Consider the following 13,767-nt stretch of genomic DNA (forward strand, 5'->3'; position numbering starts at 1 on the left):
CCCCGCCGCCGCGCCCGCGGCGGCGGCCGGCCCGCCCGGCGCCACCCCGGCCTGCGGCCCGGCGGCGGGGCCCGGCCCGCCCCCGCCCCCCCCCCCCCGCCCCCCCCCCCCCCCCCGGGGAGGGGGGTGGAATCGCACCGCAATCTGCCGTATCCGGGCGCCTCGGGTCCATCGAGGATTTCTTAACCGCCGCCACAGCTCCGCTTCACGCCCGCAGGACGCTGCGCGCCGGCTCTAGTCGAGGCGGGAGACCTGGTAGTGGCTGATGTACCAGTCGTCCCCCGCGCGGGTCACGAGGACCGAGAGCTTCACGTCCAGCGGAGGCCGGTCCGTGAAGGAGAACTCGACGGCCAGGTAGCCGAGGACGACGCCGTCCGCGGGCCGCCGGGTCTCCAGGACGCGGTACACGGCCTTCATGCCGAGGGGCTGGGAGTCGTAGTAGTCGGCGACGCCCTGCCGTCCGACGCTGTAGGGGTGCAGTCCCTGGAAGACGGCGTCCTCGGTGAACTGGGCGGCGACGCGCTCGGGTTGGTGTGCGTCGACGGCCGCCTTCCACCGGTCGAGCACCCCGCTCAGGATCGCCGTGTCGCCCGTGTTCGTGGTCATGTCCGCTCCTTGGCTGGTGATGTGACGAACGGTCAGTGTCGAACGGTCAGTGTCCGGCGCTCATACCGCCGTCGACGTGCAGGATCTCGCCGGTGACGAACGGCGCGGTCTCCAGGAAGAGCACCGCGTCGACGATGTCGCTCACTTCACCCATCCGGCCGACCGGGTGCAGGGCGGCGAGGTAGTCGTGGGTCTCCCCCGGGTGCATGGGCGTCTTGATGGTGCCGGGCGACACCGCGTTGACCCGGATGCCGCGGGTGGCGTACTCGATCGCCAGGGACTTGGTCGCGGACTGCAGGCCGCCCTTGGTGAGTGAAGCCAGGACGGAGGGGACGCGGGCGTCCGCGTTGTCGACCAGGCTGGTGGTGACGCTCACGATGTGTCCACCGCCCTGGGCGAGCAGATGCGGCAGAGCCCGCTGGGTGAGGTGGAAGAAGCCGTCCATGTTGATGCCGGTCAGGGCGGCGTAGTCGGCAGCCGTGTAGTCGGTGAAGGGCTTCGCGACGAAGATGCCGGCGTTGTTGACCACGGTGTCGATACGTCCGAAGCGCTCGACGGCCGCGGCGACGACCCGCTCGGCGGTCGCCGGGTCCGCGATGTCACCCTGCACGGTCAGTACGTCGGCGTCGTCGGCGGGGGCGATGGTGCGCGAGGTGGCGACGACGGCGTGGCCGAGCTTGCGGTAGCCCTCGACGAGGGCGGCGCCGATGCCCTGCGAGGCGCCGGTGACGATCGCGACCTTCTGGTTCTGCGTGCTCATGGTGACCTTCTCCGTAGTGGCTGACCGGTTACTAGTCGACCGGTCGACTATTTGGAACGTAGTTCGGGTCGGTCAGGGGCGCCAGGATCGCTTTCCTACCGGCTGGGAGGCACAGCCTCCCAGTGCGGCTCAGCCAGTGAGCGCGTACGGGTCGTCGGCGGGCAGCCAGGCGTCCGCGGCGTGGACACCGAGGTCGCCGACGCCGACGCCGTCGCACAGGGCATCTACGGCGGCCAGGACTCCGGCGCGGTCCTCGCTCTCCCGCCAGACCAGCGACCAGGTCCAGTACACCTTCGGCGCGACGATCTCCCGGCGGACCAGGTCGGGCGGGAGCGGGACGGTCTGGCCCTTGGGCGAGTTGAGGACCGGACGGGTGCAGCGGCGGACGTGATCGAAGAACGCGGGGCCGGTGACGGCGCCGTCCGAGATGCGCACGGCACGGGCACCGACGGTCTGGGTCAGCTCCTCGGCGTACACGTTCCAGGAGGCCCAGGAGGTGACGTCGTCGTCGATGAGAACGTCGGTGTCCCGGGCCGGCAGATCGCCCGTGTCGGTGCCCTTCGCGACGGCGTACAGCCGGTCGGCGCCGAGCAGCCGGGCCCGCAGCCCGAGCCGTTCGAGGTCCTCCGTGCGCACCCAGCAGACGGCGAGGTCCAGACTGCCGTCGGCGACCCGGGCGGCCTGGGTGTGGGAGGGGGCGACCCAGGCGTCCACATGGACCCTGGCCACCGAGGCCGTCCGTGACATCAGGTCCGGGGGAAGCCAGTTGACGTAACCGAGCCGTACCGACTGCGAACCCGAAAGGCGGCCGGCCCGGCGCTGGAGGTCGTCGGCCCGCTCCAGCAGGGCCCGGGTGTGCGGCAGCAGGTCGGCGCCGGCCGGGGTGAGCGAGACCGAGCGGCGGTCCCGGTCGAACAGCCGGACGCCCAGGTCCCGTTCGAGCGCCTTGATCTGCTGCGAGAGCGAGGGGCCCGCGATGAGCAGTCGCTCGGCGGCCCGGCCGAAGTTCAGTTCCTCGGCGACCGCGACGAAGTACCGCAGCTGACGCAGTTCCACGCGCGCCATGCTACGCGCGGTGGGAGGCCCCGCCTCTCAGCAGCGAGGCAGCCGGTCGTGGCACCGGCGCTCGTGACGGGAGCACGATGAACCTCACCGAGAGCCGAGGGAGCACGTCGTGCGAGAGTTCCTGGTCGAGATCACCACCACCGTCCCCGAGGGCACGGACCAGGAGGAGGTCGACCGGCGGCGGGCCGCGGAGGCCGTCCGGGCCGGGGAACTGGCCGCGACCGGCCATCTGGCCCGACTGTGGCGCCCCGTGGGCGAGTTGCGCAGCATCGGCGTCTGGCGCGCCGGCGACGAGGAGGAACTCCACGAGAAGGTGCTCGGCACGCTGCCGCTGCGCCCGTGGATGACGGTCACCGTCACCCCGCTGGAGTCCCATCCCAACGATCCGGGCCGGGCCGACGGCACCCGATGACCACCACGTCCGCCTGGACCCACGTCGCCAGGGCCGGCGCCGCACTCGCCGCGGGCATGGGCGTCGGCCGCTTCGTCTACACCCCGATCCTGCCCCTGATGCACGCACAGGCGGGCCTGTCCGCCGGTGCCGGGGCGAGCCTGGCCACCGCCAACTACGTCGGCTATCTCCTCGGCGCGCTCGCCGGCACCCTGGCCCCCGCGCTGGTCCGGTCGCGCGCCGTGCTGCGCGGCTCCCTGCTCCTGCTGACCGCCACGCTCGCCGCGATGCCCCTCACCCGCAGCACAGCGGTGTGGGAGGCGCTGCGGCTGCTGGCCGGGGCGGCGAGCGCCCTGGTCTTCGTCGTCGCCGCCGCCTCCCTGCTGCACCATCTGCGGGACCACCCGGCGCACCTGCCCGGCTGGGCCTTCGGCGGCGTGGGCGCCGGTATCGCGCTGTCCGGCCTGCTGGTGCTGGCCCTGCGCTCGGTCGCCGACTGGCGGGCCGCCTGGTGGGCCGCCGCCGCGCTCGCCGGGGTGCTGGCCGCGGCCTCGTGGAATCTGCGGCCCGAGGACGCACCGGCCGCCCCAGTGTCCGGGAGCCGGTCGACGGCCCGGACCCACCGCTGGTTCGGCGCCCTGTTCGTCAGCTACTTCCTGGAGGGCGTCGGCTACATCGTCGCCGGTACCTTCCTGGTCGCGGCGATCGGCCAGGGCTCCCCCGGCTGGGTCGGCAGCGGTGCGTGGGTGCTGGTGGGGCTGGCCGCCGTACCGTCCTCGGCGCTCTGGGCCCGGCTGGGACGCCGGTGGTCCCGACCCGGTCTGCTGCTCACCGCGCTCACCGTCCAGGCGGTCGGCATCGCCCTGCCCGCCGTCACCGGGAACACGGCCGCAGCCCTCGGATCGGCGGTGCTGTTCGGCGCCACGTTCCTGGGCGTCAGCACCCTGGCCCTGGCCACCGGGGCGCATCTGCGTTTCCCGCGCTCCGTCGCCCTGCTGACCGCCGGATACTCCGTCGGCCAGATCCTGGGCCCCCTGGTCGTGGCCCCGCTGCTGCGCCACGGCTACCACCAGGCCCTGCTGCTGGCCGCCCTGGTGGTCCTCGCCGCGGCCGCGGCCGCCGCCGTGCTGCGGATCGGCTTCCCGCCCCACATGGGCGCGGAACACACAGCGCCGGTACGACGGCGACGGCCGGCCGAGGCCACACACACCTAAGCCGCGGCATGCCCCGCCCCTGCCGCGGCTCTCCGAGGCCGCTGCAGCCCCTGCCGCGTCCCTCCGAGGCCGCTGCAAGGCCCCCGTCCGGCTCCTGCGAGGCCACCGCCAGGGCTCCGTGCCCCTGCGAGGCCACTGCAAGGCCTCTGCCAGAACTCCGTCAGGCCTCTGTCACGCCGAGCAGGGCCCGGCAGTTCTGCCACAGCGGGCTGAGCCGGTGGGTGTTGTTGTACAGCTTGGCGAACATCACCTGGCCCTCCAGCTGGGCCACCACCGCCCGCGCCGCCTCCCGGGTGTCGGTCACACCGACCTCGCCGCGCTCGCGGGCCTCGGCGATGACGGACTCCACCATGCCCACCTGCGCGTCGAAGATCTCCTGGAGCCGCCCGCGGACCACCTCGGTCTGGTTGCTCAGCTCCAGGGTGAGGTTCCCGAACAGGCAGCCCGCCACCGTGCCGCAGCCCTGCTGGACGGCGCGCTGACCGGCCTCCGTCTCCTCGAACAGCCGCCGCAGCCGCCGGAGCGGCTCCGCCTCACCGGTCAGGGCATGCGTCCACTCGCGCTTCTGGGCCGCCCAGTGCTCGTCGACGACCGCGAGCGCGAGGGCCTCCTTCGACTCGAAGAAGTAGTAGAAACTACCCTTCGGCACCTCGGCCGCCTTGCAGATCTCGGCCACCCCGAGCGCCGAGTACCCGCGCCCCTCGATCAGCGAGCGGGCGGCGTCGAGGATCTTTCGCCTGGCGTCACTCGTGCGTCCCATACCACCAGCGTACGAAAGTACTAGACCGGTCGGCTAGTGCGGGTACCGTTCCCGTCGTCACAGCAGCGGGAGCCCGTCGGCCTCGCGTCGCTCGATGCGGGCCACCAGCTCCGCCGCCGACGACTTGATGGTCTCCAGACCGGGCCGGCCCCAGGGCCGCGGCTCCACGTCGACCGCGCACACTGTGCCGAGCGCAGTCCCCGTGCTGTCGATGAGCGGGGCACCCAGATAGGAGCGGATGCCGAACTCGTCCACGACCGGGTTGCCCGCGAACCGCGGGTAGTCGCAGACGTCCTCCAGGACCAGCGCCTTGCGCCGGACCACCACGTGGGGGCAGAACCCGTGGTCGCGGGCCAGCTCACGGCCCAGCACCGGCGACGTGCCGTCGGGCTTCACCACCGGCGGTGGCACGGCCGGCAGGTGCAGCCCCGCGAAGAACTGCCGGTTCTCGCCGATGAAGTTGACCATGGCGTACGGCGTCCCGGTGACCTCGGCGAGCCGGTCCGCGTAGGCGTCCAGCTCCGGGTCGGGGTGTCCGCCGAGGCCCAGCTGGCCGAGGCGCAGGGTGCGTACGGGCGCTTCCTTGTCCTCCGGCGTGAGCAGCAGACGACCGGCCGGGCGCGACGGGTCGTACCTCATGGACGGGCTCCGTCGCTGTCGACGTGGGTCATATATGGGCTCCGTGAGGGGTGTATGGGATTCACATGTGGGCGCCGTGGCTCGGCGCGGAGACCGGAGCATGGGCGATGAGATGGCGGACGAGGGTGAGCAGGGTCTGGACGCCTGAGCTGGAAATACGGGCGTCGCAGCGGACGACCGGGACCTCCGGGTCGAGGTCGATGGCGGCGCGCACCTCCTCGGGGTCGTATCGGTAGGAGCCGTCGAACTCGTTGATGGCGACGATGAAGCCGAGACCGCGCTCCTCGAAGAAGTCGACGGCCGCGAAGCAGTCCTCAAGGCGGCGGGTGTCGGCGAGGATGACCGCGCCGAGCGCGCCCTCGGACAACTCGTCCCACATGAACCAGAACCGCTCCTGCCCGGGCGTGCCGAACAGATACAGCACATGTTCGGGGTCCAGGGTGATGCGGCCGAAGTCCATTGCCACGGTCGTCTCGACCTTGTTCTCGATGCCGTCGAGATTGTCGGTCGCGGCACTCACCGTGGTGAGGAGTTCCTCCGTGGACAGCGGCGCGATCTCGCTGACCGCGCCCACGAAGGTGGTCTTGCCGGCCCCGAACCCACCGGCCACCAGGATCTTCAGCGCGGTGGGGAAGGGGTCACAGCTGTCGTCGTAGTCCATCGAGCACTGCCTCCAGCAGAGACCGGTCAGTGGGGTTGTGGTGGAACACGGGGGGCTTGGCGGTCAGCGCCCCGCAGTCGACGAGGTCCGAGAGCAGCACCTTGGTGACCACGGCGGGCAGTTTGAGGTGCGCGGCGATCTCGGCGACCGAGACGGGTGCGCGGCACAGGTCGAGGGCCTGTGCGTGCTCGGGGCCGAGGTAGCCGAGGGGCGTGGCCCCGGTGGCCATCACCTGCGACATCAGGTCGAAGGCGATGCTGGGCTCGGTGCGGCCGTTGCTGACCGTGAACGGGCGCACCAGGCGTCCGGCCGCGTCGTCCAGCCAAGGCCCGTCGCCGGCTGCCGCCACCCTCAAGGCCTCATCGCCGTGGGTTCGACGGCGTGCTGCCGGGGCGCGGTGACGAGGTACGGGCGGACGCTCTTGACCAGCATCGCCATCTCGTAGCCGAGGACGGCGGCGTCGGCCTCGCGGCCGGCCAGTACCGCGAGGCAGGTGCCGGAGCCGGCGGTGGTGACGAACAACAGCGTCGAGTCGAGTTCGACGACGACCTGACGGACGTCCCCGCCGTCGCCGAAGCGGACGCCCGCGCTGCGGCCGAGCGAGTACAGGCCGGAGGCGAGCGCGGCCATGTGGTCGGCGCTGTCGGGGTCGAGTCCGTGGACGGACTTCACCAGCCCGTCGCAGGACAGCAGCACCGCGCTGGTGGTGTGGGGTACGCGCTGGACGAGGCCGCTCATCAGCCAGTCGAGGTCGGATACCTGGGCGGTCGGCGCATCGCTCGCCATGGTGGATCGACTCCTTGAGTTACGAAGGTCTACGGGAGCGGTGGGGGTGGGGGTGGGGGTGGAGACGGTGCTGGTCATCCGGCCGGTGCGCTCCCGTCGGGCCGGGCATTGAATTCGGAGGTGCGCACCGGGCGCAGGGCCGGGGAGTGCGACTGGGCTCGGGACGCGGACGGAGGGTCGGCCGGGGCCCCTTGCGCCCGGCTTGTGTGTGCCGGGGCCATGTGGTCCGGGGACGTGTGGGCCGGGCCCAGGTGGTCCGAGGCTGTATGCGCCGGGCCCATGGGGTTCGAGGTCATATGGGCCGGACCCATGTGGTCCGAGCCCTGGTGTTCCGAGCCCTGGTGTTCCCAGGCCGTACGGTCCAAGGCCATACGGTCCAGGCCCAAGTGGTCCACCGCCATGGGGTTCGACGCCATGGGATCCGACGCCATGCGGTCCAGGGCCGACCGGTCCGGGGCCGACGGGGCTGTGTAGTCGGGAGCCATGTGCCCGGCCTCCCGGTGCGTCGACTCCCGGTGTGTCGAATCGGCATGGGCGGCACCCATAGGTGTGGCTTCCATGTGCGTGACATCCATGTGCATGCCGTCCGCGTGTGTGGCGTGGGACGCGCTGCTCGCCACGCCTCCAGCACCCTCGCCGGACCTCGTCACGCCGGATCCGTTGTCGACGCCCATACCGGCAACGCCGGGGTCGGTGACACCCATGTCGGTGACGCCCATACCGTTCAGCCCCGTATAGAAGGTCTCTCCCTGGGGCCCGCCCAGGGGCTCGGCGGCGGCCGGCGGTTCCGTCTGGGTGGCCTCCAGGTGCTGCTGGGCCTCCGCGAGGCCGATGCCGCGTTGGAAGGCGGCCATCAGACCGGGGTCGTGTCCGGCCGGCGCCTCGTTGTCCTGGCGGGGTGCGGGGCCGCCGCGGAGCTGGGGGACGATGTGCTCCTGGGCGCGGCGGCGCGGCAGTTGGGGCTTGCCCATGGTGCCGCGCACGGCGCCGACGCGCGGGACGGGCGGGGCGCCGGCGTGCTCCGCGACCGCGGGCCGGTCCTCGGGGCGGATGCCCGGCAGCGCCTCGGCGGGGTTGGGCCGGGTCTCCTGGGTGCCGCGCACCGGCAGCGGCGCGGGTGCGCCCTCGGGCTGCGCGTGCCGGCGCCGCCCACCGGCCGTGGCCGTGGCCGGTCCCCGCTGCGGCGCGGGTCGTCGGTCCGGCGGCGCGCCGCCCGGGGCGGCCGCCCGGCCCCCGGGTCCGGCATTCGGTCCGGCGGTGCCGCCGCGGACGCCATCCGGTGTCCCGGTGGCGTCGGACGGCCGCGTACCCCCGGCTCCCGACGCACCGGCCGGTGCCCCCGGCGCACCTCCCCCGGCCCCCGCGTCGCGCGGCTGCGGTACCGCCCCGGGGGCGCCCGGTGCCGTACCCAGCAGACCCTGCGGGACGACGAGGACGGCCTGGACACCGCCGTAGATGTTGGTCTGGAGGCGGACGTTGATGCCGTGGCGGCGGGCCAGCTGGGAGACGACGAAGAGGCCGATGCGGCCGTCGGCCAGCAGGCTGGCGACGTTGACCTGGTCGGGGTCGGCGAGCAGAGCGTTCATCTTGGACTGTTCGCCGACCGGCATGCCGAGTCCGCGGTCCTCGACCTCGACCGCGAGGCCGGAGGTGACGAGGTTGGCACGGAGCAGCACCTGGGTGTGCGGGGCGGAGAACACCGTGGCGTTCTCGACGAGTTCGGCGAGAAGGTGGATGACGTCGGCGACGGCGTGCCCGCGCAGCTCGCCGTCGATCGGCGGGACGAGTTTGACCCGGGAGTACTGCTCGACCTCGGCGATGGCGGAGCGCAGCACCTCGGTCATGGAGACGGGGTTGCTCCACTGCCGCCGGGACACGGCGCCGCCGAGCACGGCGAGGTTCTCGGCGTGCCGTCGGATGCGGGTGGCCAGGTGGTCGACGTGGAAGAGGCCCTTGAGGAGGTCCGGGTCCTCGATCTCGTTCTCGAGTTCGTCGAGGATCGAGATCTCCCGGTGCACGAGGGACTGCAGCCGCCGCGCCAGGTTGACGAAGACCTCCAGCTTCTGTTCGCTGCCGGCCTGGCTGGAGAGCTGGGCCGCCTGTACGACGGCGGTGACGGCGCCGTCGTGCGCGCGGGACAGGTCGGCGGCGAGCAGCTCGAAGTCGTCGGCGTCCTCGGGTGGTCCACCGCGCGCCTTGCGCGGGGGCGGGGTCTCGCCGCGGCGCAGCGCGTCGACGAGGGCCAGCAGATCGGCCTCGCCGCGGGCTGCGTTGCGGCGCAGCATGCCGACGCGGTCGCTGACCGAGCGGGCGGCGCGGCCCGCGGCCACGGCAGCGATCACGATGCCCGCGGCCGTCACCGAGACCGCTCCGGTCAGCACGGCCAGCAGGGTGAGGCTGGGCCGGGCTCCGGTGGAGCGGACGGTGAACAGGACGGCCGCGCAGCCGCTGAGCGCCACCGCGACCGGCGGCAGTACGGCGAGGCGCATCAGCTGAGGCCGTATGTGGGTCTCGGGCAGCGCGGGAACGGGTCGGGCGACCGGACGTGGGGGGGGGGCGGCCCCCCCCCCCCCCGCGGCGCGGGGGGGGGGGGGGCGGGGGGGGGCCCCCCGGGCGGGGGGGGGGCCCGGGCCCCGGGGGGGCCGGCCCCGGGCGGCCGGTGCACGGAGGTGAGACATCTGCGTCCTCGTACTGGTCCGTCGGGCCTGAATTGCTCGCGCGGGGCGCGCGAGTTGGGCATGCGCCATCGCGGTGCCGGCCGAGGGGACCGCAAAAGAATTCGGCCCCGTGTCGCCCGACGGACACTCACAGTAGTCGCCAACGCATCATGTGCGGTGGGCAGTTGACTAAGTCCCCCGGAGATGGTCCTGCTCTGGTATGAGCCGTCGCACGAAAGCCCGATAACCCCTCTTGGTACCCCGCCCTGGAACGGCCAACGACCGATCCGACCTGCTCAAAAACGGTCAGGCGCAGAAGGTGAGGAGCAGAGCGGCCGACACACCGCACCTCTCGCCGGCCATCGGTCCACACCCCCTCGGCAGGCCCGGTGGGGCGACCGGACAGCCTGCCGCACCCTCACCACCACCCCCCAGAACATCACCCAGGGTGACCTATCTCCCCTCGGGCGCCGCGTGCCCTCTCCCGTGGAGGGCCGTCGTGCCGGTCGGCATCCGTCACCGCCTCGGTCACGGCCCGCGTCCGGTCCGGGCGGCTCAGGACGTCCGCGCTGTCGACGAACTGGTCCACCGCGCCGACCGTCGGCAGTTCCCGTATGCCGGGGGCCTTGATGCGGGCGACGAGGGCCCGGGTGAAGCGGTCGGCGCGCAGCACCCGAAAGGGCCGGGAGTGGTACGGGCGGGTGGCCGGGTCGACCCGGTCGGTGAGCTCCAGTTCGTTGTGCAGATGGGCGACGATCTCGTACGCGTGCACCAGGTGCCGCTCGCGGGCGTGCCAGTCCGTGGCGGCGAGAGCGGCGGTCAGCACGGGGGTGAGCCGAGGGGCCGCGGGGGTCCGGGCGAAGGCGCTGCCGAGCCACTTGCCGTAGGGCGGGTAGCGCCGGTCCATCAGCAGGCAGAGCCGCATGAGGTCGCGGACCAGGCGGGCGGCCTCGACGGCGGAACCGAGTTCGTCGCCGACCTCGCCACAGCGTCCGACGAAGGCCTCCTCCTGGGCGATGCGCTGCCACTGGCAGGCGAGGACATGGAGCCAGAGGTCATGGGGATACCAGCCCAGGGCGGCCCGGGCCGGGGAGAGGGTGTGGAGGCCGTCGTGGAACACGGCGCCGGCGGTGACCTCGGCGAGGAGCTGGGTGGGGGTGGCGAGCCAGTCCGCCGGGGTGATACCGGAGGCCGGGTCGAAGCCTAGGACGGCACGGAACCAGGAGGAGACACCGGTCACTTCGACCCGATGGTGCACCCGGCCGTCGGTGACCCGCATGACCCGGACGTCGCGGTCCCCCGTGGCGGCGAAGTGGGTGGGCCAGCCGTGAAAGGTCTTGGGAAGATATTCGGCGAGCACATGTCTGATCCGCCCGCCGTGGCGGGACACATCGTGGGGGTGCAGGAAGAGCTGGAGGCGCGGGCCCCACTCGTGGTCGGCGGAGCGTTCGGTGTCGTAGCCGAGTACTTCGGAGCCCGGGCCGACCCGGGCCGCCGAGTGCGGAACGCCTGGGGCGGCCTCTTCCAGCAGCGAGCGCACGGCCTCCGTGTAGAAGCGCCGGGACAGCTCAAGTCCTGGTAAAAAAGCGGGAGTTGGCATATGTGCGTGACTCATGCCCATGCCCCTGCCCAGGTTGTGCAGGGGCATGCACGCCGCTTTCACGTCACCGCCACATCGGCAGCGCCCTCACTTCACAAGATCGTCCGCGTCCGGCGCCACCGCTTCGCCGGCCAGGTCGAGGTCTCGCTGCCCGGCCTCGCTCCGCGGCGGGACGGCGGTGCGCCACGGCCGGGTGATCGGCGCCGACACCTCGCGCCACCACGGTTCGGCGGGCACCTTCCCGGACGGTTCGAAGGGCTCGCCGGGACGCGGCAGCGCCACCGTCTGGGCCGCCCCGTCGCCGGCGTCCTTCGTCCACTCCCCCGGCTCGGCCCAGGCGTGCGGGGCGAGGTTGAAGGTGCCCCAGTGGATCGGCAGCAGCACCCCGTGCGGACCGCCGCCCTGCAGGTCGAGGTGGGCCCGCATGCCCTCCTCGGGCGTCATGTGTATGTCGGGCCAGAACTCGCTGTACGCACCGATCTGGATCATCGTCACGTCGAAGGGCCCGTGGTCGGCGCCGATGTCCTTGAAGCCCTCGAAGTAGCCGGTGTCACCACTGTGGTAGATCCGGTGCTGCTCGCCCGCGACGACCCAGGACGCCCACAGGGTGTGCTGGGTGTTGCGCAGCCCACGCCCGCAGAAGTGGCGGGCCGGGGTGGCCGTCAGGGTGAGCCCGCCGACCTTGGTCTCCTCGTGCCAGTCCAGTTCGCGCAGCCGGTCGGCGGGGACACCCCAGTGTTCGAGGTGGGCGCCGACCCCGAGCGGCACCGCGAAGAGGGTGTCCGTGCCGGCCAGCGCCTTGATGCTCGGAAGGTCGAGGTGGTCGTAGTGGTCGTGCGAGATGACCACCACGTCGACCGGGCCGAGTGCGGCCAGCGGCAGCGGCGCCGGGTGCAGCCGTTTGGGCCCGGCGAACGGGAACGGGGAGCAGCGCTCGCCCCAGACGGGATCGAACAGGACGCGGTGCCCGTCGATCTCCGCGAGCACGCTGGAGTGCCCCATCCAGGTCACCCGCAGCCCGCTCGCGGCGGGCCGGGCGAGGTCGGCGACGGTGGTGGCGTGCACCGGTACGGTTCCCCGGGGAGCGCGGCGGGCGCGCTGCTCCTTCTCGAAGTAGATCTTCGCGAAGTCGAGCATCGAGCCCGAGGGACGCATGCGGGTGGTGCCGCCCGGGTTCTGGAAGACCCCGTCCTTGAAGTGCGGTGAGTCCTGGATGCGGGCCATGCGCTCGCCGCTGGGGTCCACGCCGAAGGCAGCGGGCCGCAGCTCGCGGAGCCCGGAGCTCAGGGAACGCAAACGGGTCACGGTACCTCCAGTGGTGTGGCCGAGGTCCTCCATTATGGTCGGCCCCTCGGATGGTCGGCGTTGACACCCTGCCGCCCAGCTCCGGATACTGACCCACTGTTCAGTAGCACCCTCTTTCGCGAACCTCTCGGGAGCCACTATGGCCGCTCCACTGATGTCTCTCGTCTGGACCGACCACATCACCGGACGGCAGGGCTTCCTGGTCGTCGACCGGCTGGTGCGGGGCGTGGCCAGCGGCGGTCTGCGGATGCGGCCGGGCTGCACTCTGGAGGAGGTCACCGGGCTGGCGCGCGGCATGACGATGAAGGAGGCCCTGCACTACAACCCCGAGGGCCGCTACATTCCCCTGGGTGGCGCCAAGGGGGGCATCGACTGCGATCCGCAGGAGCCGGGGTCGTACCCCCTGCTGGTCCGCTACCTGCGCGCCATGCGGCCCTACGTCGAGAGCTTCTGGACCACCGGCGAGGACCTCGGGCTGACCCAGGACCTGGTGGACCGGGCGGCCGCCGAGGCGGGGCTGGTCTCCTCGATCCAGGCCGTGTATCCGCTGCTGGACGACGAGGCGGCGGCCCGGCGGCGGCTGGCGGACGCCTTCGCCATCGAGGTGGACGGGATCGGCCTCGACGAGCTGGTCGGCGGCTGCGGGGTCGCCGAGTCGGCGCTGACGGCCCTGGACCGGGCCGGGGTGCCGTACCCGGGGACGCGGGTCGCGGTGCAGGGCCTGGGCACGATGGGCGGGGCCACGGCGCGTTTCCTGGCCCGCGCGGGGCTCACGGTGGTGGCCGTCGCCGACGTCAAGGGCACGATCGCCAACCCGGCGGGGCTGGACGTCGAGGCGCTGCTGCGCGCGCGGGACGCGTACGGCACCGTCGACCGCGCGGTGCTGCGCCCGGGCGATCTCGAACTGCCGGGCGACGCCTGGCTGTCCGCCGACGCGGAGGTGCTGGTGCCGGCGGCGGTGTCGTACGCCGTCGACGCGGCCAACGAGCACCTGGTCACCGCCCGCTGGGTCGTGGAGGCGGCCAACATGCCCGTGCTGCCCGAGGCGGAGGAGCGGCTCGCGGCGCGCGGAGTGACCGTGCTGCCGGACGTGGTGGTCAACTCGGGAACCAACGCCTGGTGGTGGTGGACCCTGTTCGGCGACATCGGCCCGCACGCGGACGAGGCGTTCGCCCACACCCGCCGCTCGATGCGGGCCCTGGTGGAGCTGATGCTGGATCGCGCGGAGTCCGACGGCACGACCCCGCGCGCCGCGGCCCACGCCCTGGTGAGTGACCGGCTGCCGGTGATCGCGGAACGGTTCGGCTGGTACCGGTGAGGGGA

General features: G+C 72.8%; 13 protein-coding genes and 1 pseudogene. 3 read left to right on the top strand and 11 right to left on the bottom strand.

Annotated features, from left to right (window positions below; all coding sequences use genetic code 11):
• Nucleotides 1–234: 234 nt before the first annotated feature.
• From ACWGJB_RS01600 to ACWGJB_RS01610, 3 genes are all read right to left on the bottom strand, one after another.
• The gene (locus ACWGJB_RS01600) at nucleotides 235–606 is read right to left on the bottom strand and encodes a YybH family protein (RefSeq protein WP_453378265.1); all 372 of its coding nucleotides are present in this window, start codon (nucleotides 604–606) and stop codon (nucleotides 235–237) included.
• A gap of 46 nt (nucleotides 607–652) precedes the next feature.
• Complete coding sequence (locus ACWGJB_RS01605) at nucleotides 653–1,366, bottom strand: SDR family NAD(P)-dependent oxidoreductase (RefSeq protein WP_453378266.1); 714 nt, start codon at nucleotides 1,364–1,366, stop codon at nucleotides 653–655.
• 129 nt (nucleotides 1,367–1,495) lie between these two features.
• Nucleotides 1,496–2,431 (bottom strand): LysR family transcriptional regulator, encoded by a 936-nt coding sequence (locus tag ACWGJB_RS01610; protein WP_453378267.1) that lies wholly within the window; start codon nucleotides 2,429–2,431, stop codon nucleotides 1,496–1,498.
• A 109-nt stretch (nucleotides 2,432–2,540) separates the two neighbouring features.
• Here ACWGJB_RS01610 and ACWGJB_RS01615 point away from each other — a divergent pair, with 109 nt between their 5' ends.
• Entirely contained in the window at nucleotides 2,541–2,843 is a 303-nt protein-coding gene (locus ACWGJB_RS01615; protein WP_453378268.1) for a muconolactone Delta-isomerase family protein, read from the top strand.
• Complete coding sequence (locus ACWGJB_RS01620; protein WP_453378269.1) at nucleotides 2,840–4,036, top strand: YbfB/YjiJ family MFS transporter; 1,197 nt, start codon at nucleotides 2,840–2,842, stop codon at nucleotides 4,034–4,036. Before ACWGJB_RS01615 ends, ACWGJB_RS01620 begins: the two co-directional genes overlap by 4 nt.
• A gap of 160 nt (nucleotides 4,037–4,196) precedes the next feature.
• On the opposite strand, the gene ACWGJB_RS01625 is transcribed toward ACWGJB_RS01620, so the two are convergent.
• The 8 genes and pseudogenes from ACWGJB_RS01625 to ACWGJB_RS01660 all read right to left on the bottom strand — a co-directional run bounded on the left by ACWGJB_RS01625 (nucleotide 4,197) and on the right by ACWGJB_RS01660 (nucleotide 12,477).
• Nucleotides 4,197–4,796 (bottom strand): TetR/AcrR family transcriptional regulator, encoded by a 600-nt coding sequence (locus tag ACWGJB_RS01625; protein WP_453378270.1) that lies wholly within the window; start codon nucleotides 4,794–4,796, stop codon nucleotides 4,197–4,199.
• Nucleotides 4,797–4,853: 57 nt separating this feature from the next.
• Nucleotides 4,854–5,435, bottom strand: a complete 582-nt coding sequence (locus ACWGJB_RS01630; protein WP_453378271.1) for a GAF domain-containing protein — start codon at nucleotides 5,433–5,435, stop codon at nucleotides 4,854–4,856.
• A 61-nt stretch (nucleotides 5,436–5,496) separates the two neighbouring features.
• Nucleotides 5,497–6,096, bottom strand: a complete 600-nt coding sequence (locus ACWGJB_RS01635; protein ID WP_351705628.1) for a GTP-binding protein — start codon at nucleotides 6,094–6,096, stop codon at nucleotides 5,497–5,499.
• Complete coding sequence (locus tag ACWGJB_RS01640; RefSeq protein WP_351705625.1) at nucleotides 6,074–6,445, bottom strand: DUF742 domain-containing protein; 372 nt, start codon at nucleotides 6,443–6,445, stop codon at nucleotides 6,074–6,076. The genes ACWGJB_RS01635 and ACWGJB_RS01640 overlap by 23 nt, the downstream gene beginning before the upstream one ends.
• 2 nt (nucleotides 6,446–6,447) lie before the next feature.
• Entirely contained in the window at nucleotides 6,448–6,882 is a 435-nt protein-coding gene (locus tag ACWGJB_RS01645; protein ID WP_046728213.1) for a roadblock/LC7 domain-containing protein, read from the bottom strand.
• A 752-nt stretch (nucleotides 6,883–7,634) separates the two neighbouring features.
• Nucleotides 7,635–9,560, bottom strand: a pseudogene (locus tag ACWGJB_RS01650) (ATP-binding protein); the annotation flags it as partial.
• 418 nt (nucleotides 9,561–9,978) lie between these two features.
• Nucleotides 9,979–11,139, bottom strand: a complete 1,161-nt coding sequence (locus ACWGJB_RS01655) for a DUF4037 domain-containing protein (RefSeq protein WP_453378272.1) — start codon at nucleotides 11,137–11,139, stop codon at nucleotides 9,979–9,981.
• 87 nt (nucleotides 11,140–11,226) lie between these two features.
• Nucleotides 11,227–12,477: an MBL fold metallo-hydrolase gene (locus ACWGJB_RS01660; RefSeq protein ID WP_453378273.1), complete on the bottom strand. Its 1,251-nt coding sequence runs from the start codon at nucleotides 12,475–12,477 to the stop codon at nucleotides 11,227–11,229.
• A gap of 106 nt (nucleotides 12,478–12,583) precedes the next feature.
• On the opposite strand from ACWGJB_RS01660, the gene ACWGJB_RS01665 reads away from it, so the two are divergent.
• Nucleotides 12,584–13,762 carry a Glu/Leu/Phe/Val dehydrogenase dimerization domain-containing protein gene (locus tag ACWGJB_RS01665; RefSeq protein ID WP_453378274.1) on the top strand — a complete coding sequence of 393 codons (1,179 nt, stop codon included), beginning with the start codon at nucleotides 12,584–12,586 and terminating at the stop codon, nucleotides 13,760–13,762.
• Nucleotides 13,763–13,767: the final 5 nt, after the last annotated feature.

The sequence above is a fragment of the Streptomyces sp. NPDC054813 genome (genome assembly GCF_053611365.1).

Excerpts from the sequence above, each read along its gene's own strand:
- ACWGJB_RS01605 (WP_453378266.1), bottom strand. The coding sequence starts at position 1,366 with ATGAGCACGCAGAACCAGAAGGTCGCGATCGTCACCGGCGCCTCGCAG.
- ACWGJB_RS01645 (WP_046728213.1), bottom strand. The coding sequence starts at position 6,882 with ATGGCGAGCGATGCGCCGACCGCCCAGGTATCCGACCTCGACTGGCTG.
- ACWGJB_RS01610 (WP_453378267.1), bottom strand. The coding sequence starts at position 2,431 with ATGGCGCGCGTGGAACTGCGTCAGCTGCGGTACTTCGTCGCGGTCGCC.
- ACWGJB_RS01655 (WP_453378272.1), bottom strand. The coding sequence starts at position 11,139 with ATGCCAACTCCCGCTTTTTTACCAGGACTTGAGCTGTCCCGGCGCTTC.
- ACWGJB_RS01635 (WP_351705628.1), bottom strand. The coding sequence starts at position 6,096 with ATGGACTACGACGACAGCTGTGACCCCTTCCCCACCGCGCTGAAGATC.
- ACWGJB_RS01630 (WP_453378271.1), bottom strand. The coding sequence starts at position 5,435 with ATGAGGTACGACCCGTCGCGCCCGGCCGGTCGTCTGCTGCTCACGCCG.
- ACWGJB_RS01660 (WP_453378273.1), bottom strand. The coding sequence starts at position 12,477 with ATGGAGGACCTCGGCCACACCACTGGAGGTACCGTGACCCGTTTGCGT.
- ACWGJB_RS01625 (WP_453378270.1), bottom strand. The coding sequence starts at position 4,796 with ATGGGACGCACGAGTGACGCCAGGCGAAAGATCCTCGACGCCGCCCGC.
- ACWGJB_RS01665 (WP_453378274.1), top strand. The coding sequence starts at position 12,584 with ATGGCCGCTCCACTGATGTCTCTCGTCTGGACCGACCACATCACCGGA.
- ACWGJB_RS01620 (WP_453378269.1), top strand. The coding sequence starts at position 2,840 with ATGACCACCACGTCCGCCTGGACCCACGTCGCCAGGGCCGGCGCCGCA.
- ACWGJB_RS01600 (WP_453378265.1), bottom strand. The coding sequence starts at position 606 with ATGACCACGAACACGGGCGACACGGCGATCCTGAGCGGGGTGCTCGAC.